Source organism: Nocardia sp. NPDC058519, assembly GCF_042719755.1.
GTDB lineage: Bacteria > Actinomycetota > Actinomycetes > Mycobacteriales > Mycobacteriaceae > Nocardia.
Window position 1 is genome coordinate 138,826 of the sequence record NZ_JBHXNK010000009.1, and the last position, 17,206, is coordinate 156,031.

Below are 17,206 nucleotides of genomic sequence, written 5' to 3' on the forward strand. Positions count from 1 at the left end.
TGACCAGGCGTTTTGGACTACTACGACTGCTCGTGTAATCTTCATTCCCGGCGGTTCGACAAGGACCGGTGCCCTCGAAAGAGAAGGCTCCAGGAGGCGTGCCAGAGCGGCCGAATGGGACTCACTGCTAATGAGTTGTCCCTTCACGGGGACCGGAGGTTCAAATCCTCTCGCCTCCGCCACACCCAGTTCGCTGGGTACAACTGAAGATGCAAGACCATGCGCCCGTAGCTCAACGGATAGAGCACTTGACTACGGATCAAGAGGTTAGGGGTTCGAATCCCTTCGGGCGCACAACAAACCGCCTCTCACCAGAATTTCTGGTGAGAGGCGGTTTTCGTTTGATCTAACGCACCGCCGCTGAATCACTGGCCTTACTCATTCGAGGGGTTGCTGAGGGGCGGCGGTTTGGATCGCGCCGATTCCCCACGCTGAGTCCTGGCAGACCGTTTGGATGACCTGCGGTCGTGGACCGGTGGAGGCGCCGATGGCGTTCGCCGCGGCCTCGGCTCGGGAATACGCCCTCGCCCACATCCAGGTGTTGTCCGCTGCACGGGCGACAGCGGCGCACAGGCCGCTCGCCGTGTTGACGTATGCGACGCAGTCGTCGCTTCCACAGGCGTCCTCGGCGGCGTCCTCTGCGGCCCACTCGTAACGGTAGTTCCAGGACGCGGCTGTCGCGCCGGTCCGGTACGAGATGGCGATCGATGCGTACAAGGTCGAGTCGGCGGATGCGGGTGCTGCGGCGACGGTCGGCCCGATACCTGCCACCGCGACCACAGAGAGCAACTGAATGCCCAGTGCAGCAATAGATTTCATGACATTGATTATCGGCGGTCGTGGTTATCGAATTCTTTCCGACGACTGTCGGTGGCGCAGGTTATTTCCAGGCCGGCAGCGGGGGGAGTGGGCCAGTGAGGTCTGCTCCGTCGGTGCGGCCGAGGAGCCAAGCCAATAGGGCGCTGGCTGGGCCGAGGACGGTGTGGTGGGGGCGGCCGGGGCCGATGGTGGTGATGAAATCGGTGTCTGTGGACTGGATGTCGAAGGTGGGGGTCGCTTCGGGGAGGAGTTTGGTGGACAGGTCGGCGGCGGCCTCGGGGAGTAGGCGGGCGACGAAGGGGGCTGGCCAGTCGGCGGGGGTGTAGCCGATGTCGAGGTCCACGTGGTGGATTTCGGTCTCGCGCAGGCGCATCCAGGGGATCTGGTCGGCGGTGAGGGTGCCGCCCTGGCGGTTGCGGACCTCGGCCTGCCAGTCGGCGGCGGGCATGGTGGTGGCGACGGCCTGCCAGCGGTGCGCCGTGGCGGTGAAGTCGGCGTGCTGCACGGTGAGCGGGCGGGGTGCCCCCGCCTCGATGTCGGCATCGCGGATGGCGACGCTCGGATACTGCGGCATCTCTATGCCGGTGCGGGCCCACAGCAGCAGATTCAGCAGGCTGTCGGCATTGCGCGACAGATGGGCAAGCACATGACCGCGGGTCCACCCCGGTAACAGGGACGGTTCGGCCAGGGCCGCGTCGGTGAGTGTGCCGATCGCGGTGTCGAAGCGCGCGGTGGAGGCGGCGACCTGATCGAGCAGATCGGTGGGAGTAGCCGTTTCGCTGGTCACAGATTCGAGAGTAGTGCTCCGGACTCCGGCGCATGGGCGATAACGGCGGCGTCGAAACCGCCCTGTGGATAACTCTGCACCTGTGGACAACTCGGCATTTTCGGCTGTCGACGCCGGATCGCCGGAGCGGGCTCGTGTGACGATTCAGTCAGCGATGATCGCGTCCGCCTCGATCTCGACCAGCAGTTCGGGGGCGATCAGCGCGGTGACCTCGTACATGGAGGCCGCGGGGCGGATCGTGCCGAACACCTCGGCATGAGCGGCCGCGATCTCGGGCCAGCGGGCGATATCGGTGACGAAAATGCGCGTGCGCACCACGTCGCGCACACTCGCCCCGGCCTGCTCCAGCGCGGTGGCGATGCGGGCAAGGACCTCACGGGTCTGGGCGCCGATGTCGTCGCCGCCGACGGCACCCCCGCCGGTGACGGCGGCCGTGGTGCCACTGACGACGACCTGGTTGCCGACCCGTACCGCCCGCGAATACCCGACGACATCTTCGAAATCGGAGGCTGAGGAAATGTTCACCCGAGTTGTGGTCATGGCCGCCAGAATGGTCCACCGAGCGGTGGAGGGCAATTCATTTGCCGGTCGTCTCCTGGTCGGCTCACGACGGTATGCATGCCGAGTGAACGCACGTCCAGGTCTACGCCTCCTTCCTCTCACCGCCGCGCTGTGCGCTGCCGCCGTTGTGGCGGGCTGCTCATCGCCGGATCCCGATGCCCGCTTCACCGCGGGCAAGGACCAGCCGCTGGTGATCTCGCTCGACGACCTGGTCGCCAAGGCCGGTACCAGCGCGGTGCTCGGGGTGAGCCTCGAGCCCGAGCACGGCAACATCACCCGCCGCGCCGACGGCGCCTACGTCTACACCCCGAGCGCCGGCTACACCGGTTTCGACCAGTTCACGGTCACCACCACCGACGCGGTTCGCCTCTACACCACCGACATTCCGGTGCTCGGTGAGTTCGGCGGCACCACGGTGCAGGGCAGCGGTTTCGGCTCGGCCTGGACCCCGGTGCCGGGCAGCGCCGACGAGTTCTACGGACTCACCGACCGCGGCCCGAACGTCGATGGTCCGGCCAAGAATGAAAAGCTTTCGCCGACACCGAGTTTCGTGCCGAAGATCGGCCGGTTCAAGCTGGTCGGCAACCGGGCGGAGCTGCAGTCGAGCATCGAGCTGCACAGCTCGTCGGGCGCACCGTTCAACGGCCAGGTCGACACCTCGGCCAACACCGGCGAGACCATCAAGGACCTACAGGGCAACGTCCTGCCGCCCACCGATCACGGCATCGACCCCGAAGGCCTGGTCGCACTGGCCGACGGCACCTTCTGGATCTCCGATGAATACGGTCCGTTCCTGGTGCATTTCGATGCCAAGGGCAAGGAGATCGAGCGGCTCGCCCCCGGCAACGGCCTGCCGAAGGAGATCGCGCTGCGCACTCCCAATCAGGGCATGGAGGGGCTGACCATTACCCCCGACGGCAGCACCCTGGTCGGCATGGTGCAGAGCGCGCTCAACACCCCCGGTCTGAGTGGTTCGGCCAAGGAAGTCCCGTTCGCGCGCATCGTGACCGTCGACCTGAAGACCAAGGCGCAGAAGGAATTCCTGTACCCACTGGAGAACCCGAAGCAGTCCAAGGTCGCGGTCTCGGAGATCACCGCGCTCAGCGCCACCACCTTCCTGGTCGACGAGCGCGACGGCAACCTCGCACCCAAGTCGGACAAGAAGATCTGGACCATCGACATCGCGGGCGCGACCGATGTCGGCCCGCAGTCCGCCGTGCCCGGCGCGACCTATGACGCCGAGAAGGGCGGCCTGCTGATCGACGGCAAGCCGCTGGAAACACTGATCGGTGTCACCCCGACCGCCGATGCCGTCGCCGCGCTGACCAAGGCGGGCGTCACCCCCGTCGCGAAGAAGAGCAACCTCGACCTCTCCGCGCTGGTCGCCGCGCTCGACGAGAAGGGCCGGTTCTTCGGTCACGACAAGATCGAAGGCATCGCCACCCTCGACGGCGGCAAGACCATCTACATCGCCAACGACAGCGACTTCGGCCTGGCCGCCAGCCAGGGCGAACAGCCCCCGTTCGGGTTGAAGCCCAAGATGCTGCCCAACGGCGTGCAGGACACCGGCGAGGTGCTCGCGGTCGACACCACCAAGCTGCCCGCGAAGATCGACGGCTACACAGTGAAGATCACCGTCAACTAGTCCACTCGCGTGCCTCGATGAGTACCGCGGTGGCCAGGGCGAGCAGCCACAGCGACATGGTGCCGACTTGGATTCGCTGGGCGATGCCGAGTGCGTAGGAGCCGGACAGGTTGTCGGCGACCATCATCCAGATGGTCGCCGCCGACCCGAGGACCAGCACGGCGACGCCGAACTCGCGCAGAATTCGCCAGCGGTGGTAGCGGTAGGCGGCGGCGCTGAACGCGAACGCCGCCACCGCGATCGAGGTGACGGCCAGCGTGCTCGTGAGCGCGTGCGGTTGGTGTAGTTGCGGGAACAGTCCGCTGTCGCCGCCGCAAGTGGTGTCAGCTGGGGCGCAGTCGTGGAGCGGGAGCAGGGCGTCGGCGATCGTGGACGCGCCGAAACACAACAGGGCCACCCAGCCGATCGTGGTCAACCGGCGGCGCTGGAAAACGAGCAGACCACCCAGCGCCGCCGGGATCAGCAACAGGCCGGCCACTTTGTCGGCGGTGGCGAACACCTCGCGATAAGGCTTGCCCTCGGCATCGAGTTCACTGAGGAAGTCGTTGACCGGGTCGGTGTCGATCGGCAGCGCGAATTCCAGCAGCCAGGACGAATAGCACAGGCCCGCGATCGCGATCGCGAGGGCGATCAGCAACGAGTAGCCACGGGTGTGCCGTGCGGATTCGGTCACACCGACCATTGTGCGTGTCGGGCCTCGACGCTCCTACCAGGCGCGCGTCGAGAGCGCGGACGTGGTTTCATCAGGGGTCACAGGCACGCACAGGTTGCTGTCAGGTTCACCGTGCAGGGTGGTTGGTAACCAACGGAGAGGTCCTCGATGAGCTATGTGATCGCGCTGGCAAGTTTCGCCACGATCCTGGCGCTGGCCGTGTCCGGTTTCGTCGCGGCGGACGCGTCGCGCGCACGGGTGCGAGTTCGCGCCGAACGCACGCCGCGGCGTCGCTGAAAATCTACAATAATCGCAGGTCAGCCGAGCTTGGATCGCTCCACCAATGAGGTGATCCGCTCGGCTGCTTTGTGTGGATCCTCGTGCTCCCACACCCGCACCACCTGCCAGCCCGCCGCCGTCAACGCGGCATCGGTGGCCCGGTCTCGGGCGACATTGCCGGCCAGTTTGTCGGCCCACCACTGCGCGTTGTTCTTCGGATCGGTCGCGTGATCAGGGCATCGATGCCAGAAACACCCGTCGACATAGACCGCGATGCGCAGCCGGGGAAACACCACATCCGCGCGTCGACGCTGGCCTTTGACGGGCGGGCGGTCGACGAAATAGCGCAGGCCCGCGCGGTGTAATTCGCGACGTAGTGCCAGCTCGGGAGCAGTATTCGCGCGTCGCTGCTTGGACATACGCGCGCTTGTCGCCGCGTCGGTCACCGGCCTGCGCGCAGCCGATGCGGTCGGTGGCGACGAAGCAGCCGCCCCGTGGGGTGATTCCCCGCCGGCAGCGCGCCGCGCGCTCATGCCGCCCAGCCGCCCATGCGGTCGAGGTGGTCGCGGACATCGTCGAGGAATCCGGGCGGGAAGCGCAGGTTTCCCATCTCGGTGCGCCGCAGGAACCCCGCCGTCGCGCGGGGGGAGAGCAGGCGAGGTTCGGTGAGGAAGTTCTTCAGGTCCTCGTAGGGCTCGTGGACCGGCCAGGTCGAGAGGGGAACTCGGTGCACGACGCCCGCGTGGCCCCAGGCGGCGCTCGGCCACGGCTGGCCCGCGGCGATCGGCTCGCCCACGGTCAGCGGATCCGACGGTGCGGCCAGGCGTTCACCGACCCAGTTCGCCATCCGCACACTCACCGCGTTGCCCACCAGTTTCCAGCGATGACCGTGGCGCACGCCAGGAACGTCGAGGGCGGGGGCGGTCCAGTCGGCGTCGAAGCCCTGTAATCGCTCACCGTCGATGATCCCCGGCGTCACGATCTCGCCCGCGGGTAGCCGGATCGCGGGCGGACTGGCGATGCCGAGCCCGGATCCGCCCTTGAGGGTGGGCACCGCGTTCACGGCCCAGCCGAGGCCACGCACACCTTCGGTCCAGTAGAAGCCACATGGATCGCGGTCCGGGTCGCCGTAGTCGCGGGGGCCTGCGTCGTCGCCGAACAGCACCTGGCGGGGGTCCTCGGTGCGCGAAGCGAGCATCAGCACGCGCTGACGCCGTTGCGGCAAGCCGAACGCGCGCCCGTCGACGACCCGGTACGCCCACGCGTACCCGAGTTCCTCGAGCGCCGCGGTGATGTGGCGCATGGCCGCACCACGACCCAGCTGCAGCATGAACGGGACATTCTCGATCAACAACCACCGCGGCCCGCGCTGCCTGCGAACCAGCCGGAAGACCTCGTCCACCAGGCCCGATCGTCGACCGGTGATGCCCGCGGTACGCCCGGCCTGCGAGAGATCCTGGCAGGGGAAACCGGCCGCGACGAGCTCGGTGCCCGCGGGGAGTGAACGCAGGCGGGTGATGTCGCCGTGCAGGTCCGTATCGGGGAAACGAGCGGCGAGCACGCCCTGGGCGCCGGGGTCGATCTCGCACAGCAGCTCCGACGCCCAGCCATGCCTGCTCAGACCGAGTTCGAGCCCGCCGATCCCGGCGAACAACCCGACCATCCGCATCAACGACCCCTGTGTCTTTGGAGCGCGGGCGCGCTCGAGTTCGCGGCCCATGATCGGCCCGCTGTTCGGCGGCCGATATTCGCGCCTGCGCCGCATTGTATCGGGCCACTGAACTGCGGGCCGACCGCGAACGAGCGGTCCTGAGGGTCGAGTGCTCTCCGTCGGTTGGGCGCTGGGCTCGCTCGGTGTCGAGCACGGGAGAGGTGTGCGGCGCCCGGTCGCGGAGGGGGTGGACGCGGGGGTGTCGACGGGAGGAAAATCGGTGGCCGGGGGTGGGGGTGCTCTGGGACTCTTGAGGGGCCGAACTTGTCGGACCCCGGTGCGAACATCACCAGGCGTCCGTTCCGGAAACCAACCAGCCAACCGGGCATCAAGGGGGATTTTTGTCTGTCACATCAGAGCTGGCGGCCGCCGAATCGGAGGCCGACAGATCGGAGCGGCCAGCGCCGCGGTCGAGTAGGGGAATGGTGTCGCTGTGGCGATTTCTGCCCTTTCTCCGGCCATACCGGGCGCCGCTGCTGCTGGCCAACGCGCTGGCGATCGTCACCGCGAGCACCGCGATCGCGATTCCGCTCGTCATCGCGCGGGTGATCGACGGGCCGATCGCACGGCGGGATTTCGTCGGTCTGCTTGCTCCGGTGGCGCTGATCTTTCTGCTCGGATCGCTCGAATCGTTCGGCATGTGGGGCAGGCGATGGCTGGTGTCCAAGCCCTCGACGATGTTCGAAATCACCATGCGCGCCAAGCTCTTCACGCAGCTCCAGGCGCTCTCGATCGGCCGCCACGACGGCTGGCAGTCGGGTCAGCTGCTCTCGCGCGCCATCGACGATCTGTCGGTGCTGCGGCGGTTCGTCGCGTTCGCCGGCCCGTTCCTCATCGTCAACGGAGTGATCATGCCCATCGGGCTGATCGCGCTGTTCGCGATGAATTGGCAAGTGGGACTGATCTTCACGGTGACATCGCTGCCGCTGACGCTGTTCTGCGCGCGATTCGTCCGCCGGTTCGAGGTGGCCTCGCGGCGTTCGCAGGACCAGTCCGGCGACCTGGCCACCATCGCTCAGGAATCCGCGCAGGGCGTCCGGGTGCTCAAGGCGCTGGGCCGGGGCCGGTTCTTCGGATCGCGTTTCACCGCGCTCTCCCGCGAACTGCAGCGCACCGAAATGGAGAAGGTGCGCCTCGACGCGACGCTGTGGGCGGCGCTGGTGACCCTGCCGACCGTGTCGATCGCGTTGTCGCTCGGGGTGGGTGGCTACTCCGTGGTCCATGGGTCGATGACGATGGGCACGCTCGTCGCGAGCATCACGCTGGCCACGTTCCTGCAGTGGCCGATCATCTGGCTCGGTTTCCTGTTGTCGGAGCTGTTCGAGGCACGCACCGCGGCCGACCGCTACTGGGAGATCATCGACACCCCGCTCGACATCGCCGACCCGGCGCACCCGGTGGAACTACCCACCGCGCTGCACGGGGAACTGGTCATCGACCGTGTCCGCTTCGCCTACCCGCGATCCGGCGACGGTCCGGAACACACCGTGCTGGAAGAGATCTCGCTGCGGATTCGGCCGGGGGAGACGGTCGCGCTCGTCGGCGCGACGGGCAGCGGTAAGACCGCGCTGCTCGAGCTGATTCCCCGGCTCTACGACGTCAGCGGCGGTTCGATCACCATCGACGGCGTCGATATCGCCACCCTGCGCCTGGCCGAGCTGCGCCGGGTGGTGACGGTGGCCTTCGAGGAGCCGGTGCTGTTCTCGGCCAGCGTGCGCGAGAACGTGGCATTGGGCGACTCGCGCGCCACCGATGCCGATGTGCGTCAGGCGCTCGATATCGCGCAGGCGAGCGAGTTCGTCGACGCGTTGCCGTGGGGACTCGACACCCGCATCGGCGAGCAGGGCATGAGTCTGTCCGGCGGGCAGCGTCAGCGTCTGGCGCTGGCCAGAGCCGTGCTCACCGGCGAGACCGCGGCGAGCGGCCGGATCATGGTCCTCGACGATCCGCTCTCGGCGCTGGACGTGGAAACCGAAGAGCGCGTGCAGGATCGGCTGCGCGCGGCGCTCTCCGGGGCGACCACCCTGCTCGTCGCGCACCGGCCGTCCACCGCCGCGCTGGCCGATCGCGTCGCCCTGCTCGCCGACGGGCGCATCGTCGCCGAGGGCAGCCACGAGAAGCTGCTGCGCACGAGCAGCCACTACCGCGAACTGATGGGAGGTGAGGCATGAGCACCGAGACCGTGACACCGGAAAAGGCGGTGCCGGCGGAGCAATCCGATCTGGCCGCCGACTGGCGAGGTATCGCCAAAGAAGACGACACCGTCACCGGAACCGGAAACCTGGTGCTGGCCGGGCGATCCCGGCGATTGCTCCTCGATCTGGTGCGGCCCTACCGCAAGCAGGCGATCGCGACCTTCGTCCTGATCCTGCTCGACAACGCGGCCAAGGTCTCGCTGCCGCTGTTCATCGCCTACGGGCTCGACCACGGCATCAGCCAAGGCCGCCAGGGCAATTGGACGCCGATGATCGCGACCGTCGCCGGGTTCGTCGCGGTGACGGTGCTGTCGGGGCTCACCACCTTCGCCTTCTTGCGGGCCTCCGGGTCGCTGAGTCAGCGGGTGTTGTTCGACCTGCGGGTGCGCGCGTTCCGGCACACGCAGCGGTTGAGTGTGTCGTTCCACGAGAAATACACCTCGGGCAAGGTTGTCACCCGGCTCACCAGCGATATCGAAGCCTTGCAGGAGCTGCTCGAAGGCGCGCTGAATCAGGCGCTGAGCGCGGTGATCTCGGTGGTGACCATCGCGGCGCTGCTGATCTGGCTCGACCCGCTGCTCGCCTCGATCGTGCTGATCGGGTTCGTGCCGCTGGTGCTGGTGACGCGGTGGGCGCAGCGGCGTCAGCGGGCGGGCTACCGGCGTACGCGTGGCGCGATCTCGCGCGTTGTCGTGCAGTTCGTCGAATCGATGAGCGGCATGCGCGCGGTGCAGGCGTTCCGTCGCGAACACCGCAACGAGGAGGTCCTCGGCGTCGAGGACTCGGCGTACCAGAAGGCGACCACGACCGCGGTTCGCGGGATGGGCGACTACGTCGGGCTGTCCAATTTCATCGGCAAGCTGACCACGGTGATCGTGCTGCTGGTCGGCGCCTGGCAGGTGATGGAGGGCAACCTCGCGATCGGTGTGCTCGCCGCCTACCTGCTCTACCTCGACCAGTTCTACGGTCCGCTCGACGAACTCGCGCAGGTGTTCAACTCCTACCAGTCCGCCGCCGCGGCGCTGGAGAAGATCTCCGGCGTGCTCGAGGAGGAACCGGCCGTCGCGGAACCCGAACGCCCGGCCACGCTCGCCAGCGCGACCGGCGCGGTGCGGATGGACAAGGTCTGGTTCGGCTACAACACCACCTCGGTGCTGCCGGAGTTCGACCTGGCGATCCCGGCCGGACAGGTGGTGGCGCTGGTCGGTGCCACGGGCGCGGGCAAGTCGACGCTGGCGAAACTGCTCACCCGGTTCTACGACCCGAGCGGTGGCGTCATCACGCTCGACGAGGTGGATCTGCGCGACCTGGCCGATGCCGAGCTGCGCAGGCACGTCGTGATGATCACGCAGGAGGCCTACCTGTTCTCCGGCACCATCGCCGACAACATCCGGCTCGGCAGGCCCGACGCGACCGACGCCGAGGTCGCCGCGGCCGCGCGGGCGGTGGGGCTGGACGTGTTCGTCGCCGGGCTCCCCGACGGGTACGCCACCGACGTGCGGACGCGCGGCGGCAGGCTCTCGGCGGGGCAGCGTCAGCTGGTGGCGTTCGCGCGGGTGTTCCTGGCCGATCCGGCGGTGATCGTCCTCGACGAGGCGACCTCCAGCCTGGATATCCCCGGTGAGCGGCTGGTTCAGCACGCGCTCGAGACGCTGCTGCGTGACCGCACGGCCGTGATCATCGCCCACCGGCTGTCCACCGTGGCAATTGCCGACCGGGTGCTGGTGCTCGACGGTGGCCGGATCGTGGAAGACGGCACACCGACCGAGCTGATCGCGGGCCAGGGACGCTTCGCCGGATTGCACGCCGCATGGCGGGATTCGCTGGTGTGATGCGCTCGTGTTGTGTAGCGGCGGGGCTGGTGTCGCTTACCGTAGAGAGGTGACGACCCCAGCCCCGGGCCCGGCCGACGGCCCCACCGAGATCAAACCGGCCTCCCGGTGGCCCGCGGTGCTCACCTGGCGTGCCCACGACAACTCCCGCATGGAATCGGTGCGGGTGACGGTGAACGGGAACCGGATCAGGGCGGCGGGACGGCTGATCGGTAGTGCAGGCGACGAGCACCCGGCGTTCAGCGCGTCTTACGATCTGGTCACCGATGAGGCGGGCGCCACGCGGCGGTTGTCGCTGCGCACCACCACCGCGGCCGGTGAACGCCACGCCTCGATCTCGCGGGACGAGGAGAACTACTGGCTCGTCGACGCGGGCGGCACCCACGTGCGCTCCACCTTCGGCGGCGCCCTCGACGTCGACGTGGTGTTGAGCCCGTTCTTCAACACCCTGCCGATCCGCCGGTTCAGCCTCCAGCACGCCGTCGGCGACGTCCAGGTCCCGGTCGTCTACGTACGACTACCCGACCTGCTGGTGCAGGAGGCAGAGCTCACCTACTCGAGCGCGGCCGACGGCATCAACGTCCTCTCCCCGGTCTCGAGCGCCACTCTGACGGTCGACCCGGAAGGCTTCGTCCTCGACTACCCGGGACTGGCCGAACGCGCCTGACTCGCCGTTTCGGCCCAGCAGCCCCCGCGGGCAGGCACTCACAGTGCGCGGAGCACTCCACCGTCCCGGCCCGCGCGATGAAGTTCGGCGAGCCAGTCGCCGGTACCCGGCGTGATGCCGGTGATGTCCCAGGTCGTGCGGTCGTCGTACGCGGTGCGACCGCGGAAACCCGTCTCGACGAGTTCGCCGAGGTTACCGTCCGCACGCAGGGAGTCGCGGGCAGTGACGAGTGTCTCGATGGCCTCGTCGAGCACCCGTCCCAGCGCGGCCGCGTTCGGTTCGCAGATGGCGCGCACAAGGTCGGGAGCCGTGCCTGCGACGCGGGTTCCGTCGCGGAACGAACCCGCAGCCAGACCGAGCGACAGCTTCCCGCCCGCGGCCCCCGCCGCTGCCAGCGCTTCGGCCAGCACGTGCGGCAGATGCGAGATCCGGGCGACGGCCTGATCGTGTTCCTCGGCGAGCACCGGAACCACCACCGACCCACAGTCCAACGCGAGCCGCACCACCCGCGACCACGGTTCTACCCGCGTGCCCTCGTCCACCCCGACCGCCCACACCGCATCCCGGAACAGATCTGAATCGGTTGCGGCCCAGCCGGATTCGGCTGTCCCCGCCATCGGATGCCCACCCACGTACAGAGCTTCGAGCCCGTGCTTTCGCACCGCGGCCAGCACCGGCCCCTTCACGCTCACCACATCGGTCAGCGGGCACCCTGGCGCGAGCGCGGCGATGTCGGCAAGCAGGTATTCGACGGCGGGCATCGGCACCGCGATCACCAGCAGCGCGTCCACTTCGGCCGCCCGAACCAGCACCGCGGACAGGTCGCCGGACACGTCGAATCCGTCATGACACGCCGCGGCGACCCCAGATTCGGAGCGGTTGTAGCCGAACGCCAGGTACCCCGATCCGACGGCGGCGCGCAGCAGTGAACCGCCGATCAGGCCGGTCCCGAGGACGCAAACAGCCCCACGCTGGTCGATGCTCATCGGAACAGATTGGCACACGAGTTCATCATTAGGGGTGGGACAGACTACCGTTTGGTCCATGGCAGCACAGCGCTCGGGCACGAACAGGGCGACGTCGGATGACGACTTCGACGTCGAAGGGTTCGCAGTGGCCGTGGTCCGCGAAGAAGGCACGTGGCGGGTAAGTCCGCTCAGCTCCGAAGCCCTGAACGATCTGTCGGCGGCCGAGACCGAACTGAAGGCTTTGCGCAGCTCAGGTGCGGTGTTCGGCTTGATCGACGTCGACGACGAATTCTTCATCGTGTTGCGGCCGGCGCCGAGCGGCACCCGCCTGCTCGTCTCCGACGCCACCGCGGCGATCGATTACGACATCGCCGCCGACGTTCTCGACGCACTCAATGTCGAGATCCCCGACATCGACCCCGACGACCTCGACGACGTCGAACCGTGGGAAGAGGGCGACCTGGGTGTCCTGGCCGACCTCGGCCTCGCCGAACCGGTACTCAGTGTGATTCTCGCCGACACCGATCTCTACCCCGACGAGCAGCTCGGCTTGATCGCCCAGAGCCTCGGTTTCGCCGACGAGTTCGCCGCTGCCCTGGACAAAATGCCGAGGTGACCGACGAAGACATGATGCGCGCCGCCCTGGTGGCCGCAGCAGGCGCCGACCCGCGCGATGTGCCGGTCGGCGCCGTTGTCTTCGACGCGCAAGGCCGTGAACTCGCCCGCGCCACCAACGCCAGGGAAGCACTCGGCGACCCGACCGCCCACGCCGAAGTACTCGCCCTGCGCGCGGCCGCCGCTGTTCACGGCGACGGATGGCGCCTCGAAGGCGCGACCCTGGCCGTCACCCTCGAACCGTGCACCATGTGCGCGGGCGCGTTGGTGCTGGCCCGCATCGGCAAGGTCGTCTTCGGCGCGTGGGAACCCAAAACCGGTGCCGTCGGCTCCCTCTGGGACGTGGTCCGCGACCGCCGCCTCAACCACCGCCCCGAGGTCCGCGGCGGCATCCTCGAACCGGAGTGCGTCGCGCTCCTCGATACGTTCTTCAAAAACCAACGCTGACCAGCCGATTTAACAATCTCCCACCCACTCCGGTACCGTAGTCGGCGGTGGCGTGTCCGAGCGGCCTAAGGAGCACGCCTCGAAAGCGTGTGAGGGGTAACCCCCCTCCGAGGGTTCAAATCCCTCCGCCACCGCCACGAGCCCCTCACTTGTTCACGCAGGTGGGGGGCTTTTTCTTGTCTGGAAAGTGCGCCGGTACGACGATGGCGAGGTCCGCACGGCTCGCGTGAAATGGTGCCGGAAGGTGACCGGGGTGGCGAAACCGGCCGCGGTCGCGATCTCCTCGATCGGTGCGTCGCCGGTCTCCAGCATCGCCAGTGCTGCCTGAATCCGCTGGGCGATCAGCCATTTGCTCGGGGTCGCACCGGTTTCCCGGACGAAATGGCGCAGGTAGGTGCGCGGCGACAGGCCTGCCACCCTGGCGAGATCGGGAATGCCGATCGGGTCGGCCAGGTGTTCGAGTGCCCAGGAAAGGCTGCGGGCGATGGGGGCGTCGAGGGGTTCGGGGGGCATGGGGGATTCGATGTATTGGGCTTGGCCGCCCGCGCGGTGGGGCTGGATGACGAGGCGACGGGCGACCGCGTTGGCGACGGACGCGCCCAGATCTTTGCGGACCAGGTGCAGTGCCAGATCCAACCCGGCGGCGCAGCCCGCGCTGGTGAGGATGTCGCCTTCGTCGGTGTAGAGCGGTTCGGGGTCGACCTCGACAGCGGGATAGCGCTCGCGGAGCAGGGCGGCGTATCGCCAGTGCGTGGTGGCACGGCGGCCGTCGAGCAGACCCGCGGCGGCGAGGGCGAACGCGCCCGAGCAGATCGACACGATCCGGGAGCCGTTGCTGTGCGCCTGGCGAAGCGCGTCGATCAATTCCGGCGAGGTCGGCGCGCGCGGGTCGGCGACGCTCGGGACGACGACCGTGTCGGCGGCGGCGAACTCCGCGAGTCCATACGGGCTGGTCAGGGTCGCGCCGCCGATCACGCGGATGGGGTCGGGGGTTTCGGTGCAGATCTTCAGCTCGTACCAGGGCTGCTCGATATCGGGCCAGGTCAGACCGAAGACCTCGACGACGATGCCGGTTTCGAACGCCGTCATCCCGTCGTAGGCCAGTACCGATACCGAGCTCATGTCTAAATCTTAGCGATAGTCGTCTTCTACGCCACTTCTTTCGATGACGCGGAAGTCGGACCATGAAGATATGTTGAAGCAACTGAAGGACTTCGCCATCGGAATCCACACCGCGAACGCGATCAGGCACGGCATCCGCCCGCCTGTCGCGGCTCGGCGCGAATGCCGGAAGCCACAGTGCGGGAGCGGGCGTAACCCCCGGTAACGGTCGCCGGTTCGACAGCGGGCACGATCTGTCGTCGGGTATTCATCTGCGTCCGGCCTGCGGTGTATTCCTCGCGTAATAGACTGGGTTACACCGAATCCTGGAAGGAACGATGATTATGCGCGGGCGACAGCCGCCACCCGCGAAGTCCGGGATGGGGCTCGGGGGAAAGCTTCTGGTTCTCGTCGTGCTCGGCTGGATTGCCATCGGGTTGCTCGCCGCTGGTCAGCGGCACCACTTCGCTCACCTGCCCCGGGAATGCTCGGACTGGGCGACCATCGCGGTCACCGCCGCCGCGGGGCCCGCGAACTACATCGGGCTGAATCCGCGCGTCACCGAATGCCAAGTGCCCCAACCGAGTCAATAGAGAAATGGCCGGGGAACCAGAGTTCCCCGGCCATCGACACTCAACCTCGCGCCGGCTCCAGCGCCCGCCGTTCGGCCTGGATCTCGCGCACCCGCGCGCCCTCGACATCGATATCGGGCACGATCCGGTCCAGCCACTGCGGCATCCACCACGCCCACTTGCCCAGCAGCACAAGCAAAGCGGGAATGAGCACCATCCGGACGACGAACGCGTCGAGTGCCACACCCGCCGCGAGTGCGAAGCCCATCGACTTGGCGGTGACATCGGATTCCAGCAGGAACGAACCGAACACCGAGATCATGATGATCGCCGCCGAGGTCACCACGCGCGCACCGTGGTGATAGCCCTTGATCACGGCATCGGTGGGATCGGCGCCGTGCACGTATTCCTCGCGCATGCGGGTCACCAGGAACACCTGGTAGTCCATCGCCAAGCCGAATACCAAGCCGATCAACATGATCGGCAGGAAGCTGACCAGCGGATGCGGATCCTGGATCAGCCCGAGCTTGCCTTCCTGGAAGATCAGCACGGTCGCGCCGAAGGTGGCGCCCATCGACAACAGGAAGCCGAGGGCGGCGGTGAGCGGGACCAAGATCGAGCGGAACACCAGGATCAGCAGGATGAACGCCGCGCCTGCCACGATCGCCATGTACGGAACGATCTTGCTCAACAGCACATGGTCGATGTCGGCGTAGATGGCTGTGGTGCCGGTGATGCCGTACGACATGTTGTACTGCTCGTGCAGATCGGCTTCCGCATCGCGCGCCGACTGCACCAGATCTTTCGTCGACTGCGCGTTGGGTCCGGTCTTGGGGATGCCGTTGATCAGCGCGCCCGCACCGTCCTTGCTCATCTGCGGCTCGGTGACCAGATCCATGTCGGGGTAGGACTGCAACTTGTCGCGCAAGGCATTCAGCGCCGCAGGCCGCTGGTCGGCGGGGGTGTCGCTGAGGTCGACGGCCACCTGGAGGACACCGTTGCTGCCCTCGCCGAAGCCTTCGGTGCGCAGGTCGTAGGCCTTACGGACGGTGGTCGACTTGGGCAGGCTGTCCTCGCCGGGCAGGCCGAGGTTCAGGTTCAGCGCCGGTGCGGCGAGCAGGCCGAGCACCACGATGGCGAGGAGCATCGTGATCGCGGGGAATCTCGCGATCACCCTGGCCACGCGGGTGCCGTTGGTGACGACACTGTCGTCCTCGGGATCGTGCTGGGCGATCAGCGGCAGCTTCGGCTTGAACAGCGCCTTGCCGAAGGCACCGAGCAACGCCGGCATCAGCGTGATGGCGGTGAGTACGGCGAACGCGGCCGCGATGGCACCACCCAGACCCATGAACGTCAGGAATCTGACCCCGACGATGCTCAGCCCGACGAGCGCGATGATGACGGTGAGCCCGGCGAACACCACCGCCGAACCCGCCGTGCCCAACGCGGTACCGGCCGCTTCCTCGGCTGAATCCTGCACCGCCAGCTCATGTTTGTAGCGCGAGACGATGAACAGCGCGTAGTCGATCGAGAGCGCGATGCCGATCATCGAGGCCAGGAACGTGGTGAAGCTCGGCACCGACACCACCGAGGTCGACAGGAAGATCAGCGACGTCGCCGCGCCCAGTCCGACGATCGCGGTGATGATCGGCACGAACGCGGCGACGATCGCGCCGAAGGCCACGATCATCACCACCAATGCCACCGCCATACCGATCATCTCGGATTTGCCGCTCGGCATTTCCTGTTCCATCGCGATGGTGCCGCTGATCTCGACCGTGAGCCCGGCCGCGCGGGCGGTGTCGCCCGCGTTGTAGGCGGCCTCGCGTTCGTCGGCGGTGATGTCGGCGAAGTCCGTGATCGTGAACGGGACGCTGAAGAAGGCGACGGTGTCGGGTGCGGTCTTGCTCAGCACGTTCAGCGGCGCGCCGCTGCAGGTCGACGGGTCGGGTTGCCCGGTGAGGCAGCCCATTTCGTCGGTAGTGGTGATCGGATTCGTGATCGGCTCGGCATGGTCGACGATGTCGAGTTGGCCGAGCTTTCCGATGAGCTCGTCGATCGCGGCCCGGTTGGCCGGGTCGGTGAGCTTCTGGCCCGCGGGCGCTCCCACGACATAGGTGCCGGTCACCGCGTCGAACGCGAATGCCTCTGACATGCCGGGGAAATGCTTGTCGAGGATTTCGGTGGCCCGCTCCGAGGGCAGGTTCGGCATGCTGAAGTCATCGGTCATCGGCTTCTGCAACGAGGAACCGAGCCCCGCGAGCACCATGAAGAACAGCAACCAGACGGGCAGCACAATCCATTTGCGGCGAAAGGCCAGCTTGCCCCACCGGTAGAGATAGATGGACACGGTTC

The 17,206-nt window shown here is 67.4% G+C and carries 17 protein-coding genes and 3 tRNA genes; 11 read left to right on the forward strand and 9 right to left on the reverse strand.

Annotated features, from left to right (window positions below; all coding sequences use genetic code 11):
* Positions 1-92: 92 nt before the first annotated feature.
* A tRNA-Ser gene (locus tag ACFWPK_RS13420) sits at positions 93-182 on the forward strand.
* 39 nt (positions 183-221) lie between these two features.
* Positions 222-294, forward strand: a tRNA-Arg gene (locus ACFWPK_RS13425).
* Between the two features lie 84 nt (positions 295-378).
* Here the strand turns inward: ACFWPK_RS13425 and ACFWPK_RS13430 are convergent.
* From ACFWPK_RS13430 to ACFWPK_RS13440, 3 genes are all read right to left on the reverse strand, one after another.
* On the reverse strand, positions 379-819 hold the full coding sequence (locus tag ACFWPK_RS13430) for a DUF4189 domain-containing protein (protein WP_378915136.1): 441 nt from the start codon (positions 817-819) through the stop codon (positions 379-381).
* A 61-nt stretch (positions 820-880) separates the two neighbouring features.
* A complete protein-coding gene (locus ACFWPK_RS13435) occupies positions 881-1,606 on the reverse strand; it encodes a maleylpyruvate isomerase family mycothiol-dependent enzyme (RefSeq protein ID WP_378915137.1) in 726 nt (241 codons plus the stop codon).
* A gap of 144 nt (positions 1,607-1,750) precedes the next feature.
* Entirely contained in the window at positions 1,751-2,146 is a 396-nt protein-coding gene (locus ACFWPK_RS13440) for a Rid family hydrolase (RefSeq protein ID WP_378915138.1), read from the reverse strand.
* 85 nt (positions 2,147-2,231) lie between these two features.
* Between ACFWPK_RS13440 and ACFWPK_RS13445 the strand changes: the two genes are divergently transcribed.
* On the forward strand, positions 2,232-3,812 hold the full coding sequence (locus tag ACFWPK_RS13445) for an esterase-like activity of phytase family protein (protein ID WP_378915140.1): 1,581 nt from the start codon (positions 2,232-2,234) through the stop codon (positions 3,810-3,812).
* Here ACFWPK_RS13445 and ACFWPK_RS13450 read toward each other — a convergent pair.
* Complete coding sequence (locus ACFWPK_RS13450) at positions 3,805-4,485, reverse strand: DUF998 domain-containing protein (protein ID WP_378915142.1); 681 nt, start codon at positions 4,483-4,485, stop codon at positions 3,805-3,807. The genes ACFWPK_RS13445 and ACFWPK_RS13450 overlap by 8 nt on opposite strands.
* A gap of 147 nt (positions 4,486-4,632) precedes the next feature.
* Between ACFWPK_RS13450 and ACFWPK_RS13455 the strand changes: the two genes are divergently transcribed.
* On the forward strand, positions 4,633-4,761 hold the full coding sequence (locus ACFWPK_RS13455) for a hypothetical protein (RefSeq protein WP_378915144.1): 129 nt from the start codon (positions 4,633-4,635) through the stop codon (positions 4,759-4,761).
* Positions 4,762-4,781: 20 nt separating this feature from the next.
* Here the strand turns inward: ACFWPK_RS13455 and ACFWPK_RS13460 are convergent, their stop codons facing one another.
* Complete coding sequence (locus ACFWPK_RS13460) at positions 4,782-5,189, reverse strand: very short patch repair endonuclease (RefSeq protein ID WP_378915146.1); 408 nt, start codon at positions 5,187-5,189, stop codon at positions 4,782-4,784.
* Between the two features lie 83 nt (positions 5,190-5,272).
* Positions 5,273-6,406: a DNA cytosine methyltransferase gene (locus ACFWPK_RS13465; RefSeq protein WP_378915285.1), complete on the reverse strand. Its 1,134-nt coding sequence runs from the start codon at positions 6,404-6,406 to the stop codon at positions 5,273-5,275.
* A 470-nt stretch (positions 6,407-6,876) separates the two neighbouring features.
* Here ACFWPK_RS13465 and ACFWPK_RS13470 point away from each other — a divergent pair, with 470 nt between their 5' ends.
* Genes ACFWPK_RS13470 through ACFWPK_RS13480 form a run of 3 tightly spaced genes read left to right on the forward strand, consistent with a single transcriptional unit; the run spans position 6,877 to position 11,148 of the window.
* Positions 6,877-8,625: an ABC transporter ATP-binding protein gene (locus tag ACFWPK_RS13470; protein WP_378915147.1), complete on the forward strand. Its 1,749-nt coding sequence runs from the start codon at positions 6,877-6,879 to the stop codon at positions 8,623-8,625.
* Complete coding sequence (locus tag ACFWPK_RS13475) at positions 8,622-10,481, forward strand: ABC transporter ATP-binding protein (RefSeq protein ID WP_378915149.1); 1,860 nt, start codon at positions 8,622-8,624, stop codon at positions 10,479-10,481. The genes ACFWPK_RS13470 and ACFWPK_RS13475 overlap by 4 nt, the downstream gene beginning before the upstream one ends.
* Positions 10,482-10,530: 49 nt before the next feature.
* Complete coding sequence (locus ACFWPK_RS13480) at positions 10,531-11,148, forward strand: putative glycolipid-binding domain-containing protein (protein ID WP_378915151.1); 618 nt, start codon at positions 10,531-10,533, stop codon at positions 11,146-11,148.
* Positions 11,149-11,186: 38 nt separating this feature from the next.
* Here ACFWPK_RS13480 and ACFWPK_RS13485 read toward each other — a convergent pair whose 3' ends face one another.
* Entirely contained in the window at positions 11,187-12,134 is a 948-nt protein-coding gene (locus ACFWPK_RS13485) for a prephenate dehydrogenase (protein ID WP_378915153.1), read from the reverse strand.
* A 58-nt stretch (positions 12,135-12,192) separates the two neighbouring features.
* On the opposite strand from ACFWPK_RS13485, the gene ACFWPK_RS13490 reads away from it, so the two are divergent.
* The 3 genes from ACFWPK_RS13490 (at position 12,193) to ACFWPK_RS13500 (ending at position 13,315) form a co-directional block, all read left to right on the forward strand.
* Entirely contained in the window at positions 12,193-12,732 is a 540-nt protein-coding gene (locus ACFWPK_RS13490) for a tRNA adenosine deaminase-associated protein (protein ID WP_378915155.1), read from the forward strand.
* An 11-nt stretch (positions 12,733-12,743) separates the two neighbouring features.
* Positions 12,744-13,178, forward strand: a complete 435-nt coding sequence (locus ACFWPK_RS13495; protein WP_378915287.1) for a nucleoside deaminase — start codon at positions 12,744-12,746, stop codon at positions 13,176-13,178.
* A 46-nt stretch (positions 13,179-13,224) separates the two neighbouring features.
* A tRNA-Ser gene (locus ACFWPK_RS13500) sits at positions 13,225-13,315 on the forward strand.
* A gap of 16 nt (positions 13,316-13,331) precedes the next feature.
* Here ACFWPK_RS13500 and ACFWPK_RS13505 read toward each other — a convergent pair.
* Positions 13,332-14,300 carry a helix-turn-helix domain-containing protein gene (locus ACFWPK_RS13505; protein ID WP_378915157.1) on the reverse strand — a complete coding sequence of 323 codons (969 nt, stop codon included), beginning with the start codon at positions 14,298-14,300 and terminating at the stop codon, positions 13,332-13,334.
* A 323-nt stretch (positions 14,301-14,623) separates the two neighbouring features.
* On the opposite strand from ACFWPK_RS13505, the gene ACFWPK_RS13510 reads away from it, so the two are divergent.
* Positions 14,624-14,872, forward strand: coding sequence for a hypothetical protein (locus ACFWPK_RS13510; RefSeq protein WP_378915158.1), 249 nt, complete (start codon positions 14,624-14,626; stop codon positions 14,870-14,872).
* Positions 14,873-14,912: 40 nt separating this feature from the next.
* On the opposite strand, the gene ACFWPK_RS13515 is transcribed toward ACFWPK_RS13510, so the two are convergent.
* Complete coding sequence (locus ACFWPK_RS13515; protein WP_378915160.1) at positions 14,913-17,201, reverse strand: MMPL family transporter; 2,289 nt, start codon at positions 17,199-17,201, stop codon at positions 14,913-14,915.
* Positions 17,202-17,206: the final 5 nt, after the last annotated feature.

What these genes read in the sequence shown, in the direction of transcription:
- ACFWPK_RS13475 (WP_378915149.1), top strand. Translation starts at nt 8,622, where the DNA reads ATGAGCACCGAGACCGTGACACCGGAAAAGGCGGTGCCGGCGGAGCAA.
- ACFWPK_RS13490 (WP_378915155.1), top strand. Translation starts at nt 12,193, where the DNA reads ATGGCAGCACAGCGCTCGGGCACGAACAGGGCGACGTCGGATGACGAC.
- ACFWPK_RS13465 (WP_378915285.1), bottom strand. Translation starts at nt 6,406, where the DNA reads ATGGTCGGGTTGTTCGCCGGGATCGGCGGGCTCGAACTCGGTCTGAGC.
- ACFWPK_RS13440 (WP_378915138.1), bottom strand. Translation starts at nt 2,146, where the DNA reads ATGACCACAACTCGGGTGAACATTTCCTCAGCCTCCGATTTCGAAGAT.
- ACFWPK_RS13470 (WP_378915147.1), top strand. Translation starts at nt 6,877, where the DNA reads ATGGTGTCGCTGTGGCGATTTCTGCCCTTTCTCCGGCCATACCGGGCG.
- ACFWPK_RS13455 (WP_378915144.1), top strand. Translation starts at nt 4,633, where the DNA reads ATGAGCTATGTGATCGCGCTGGCAAGTTTCGCCACGATCCTGGCGCTG.
- ACFWPK_RS13510 (WP_378915158.1), top strand. Translation starts at nt 14,624, where the DNA reads ATGCGCGGGCGACAGCCGCCACCCGCGAAGTCCGGGATGGGGCTCGGG.
- ACFWPK_RS13430 (WP_378915136.1), bottom strand. Translation starts at nt 819, where the DNA reads ATGAAATCTATTGCTGCACTGGGCATTCAGTTGCTCTCTGTGGTCGCG.
- ACFWPK_RS13495 (WP_378915287.1), top strand. Translation starts at nt 12,744, where the DNA reads ATGATGCGCGCCGCCCTGGTGGCCGCAGCAGGCGCCGACCCGCGCGAT.
- ACFWPK_RS13505 (WP_378915157.1), bottom strand. Translation starts at nt 14,300, where the DNA reads ATGAGCTCGGTATCGGTACTGGCCTACGACGGGATGACGGCGTTCGAA.
- ACFWPK_RS13485 (WP_378915153.1), bottom strand. Translation starts at nt 12,134, where the DNA reads ATGAGCATCGACCAGCGTGGGGCTGTTTGCGTCCTCGGGACCGGCCTG.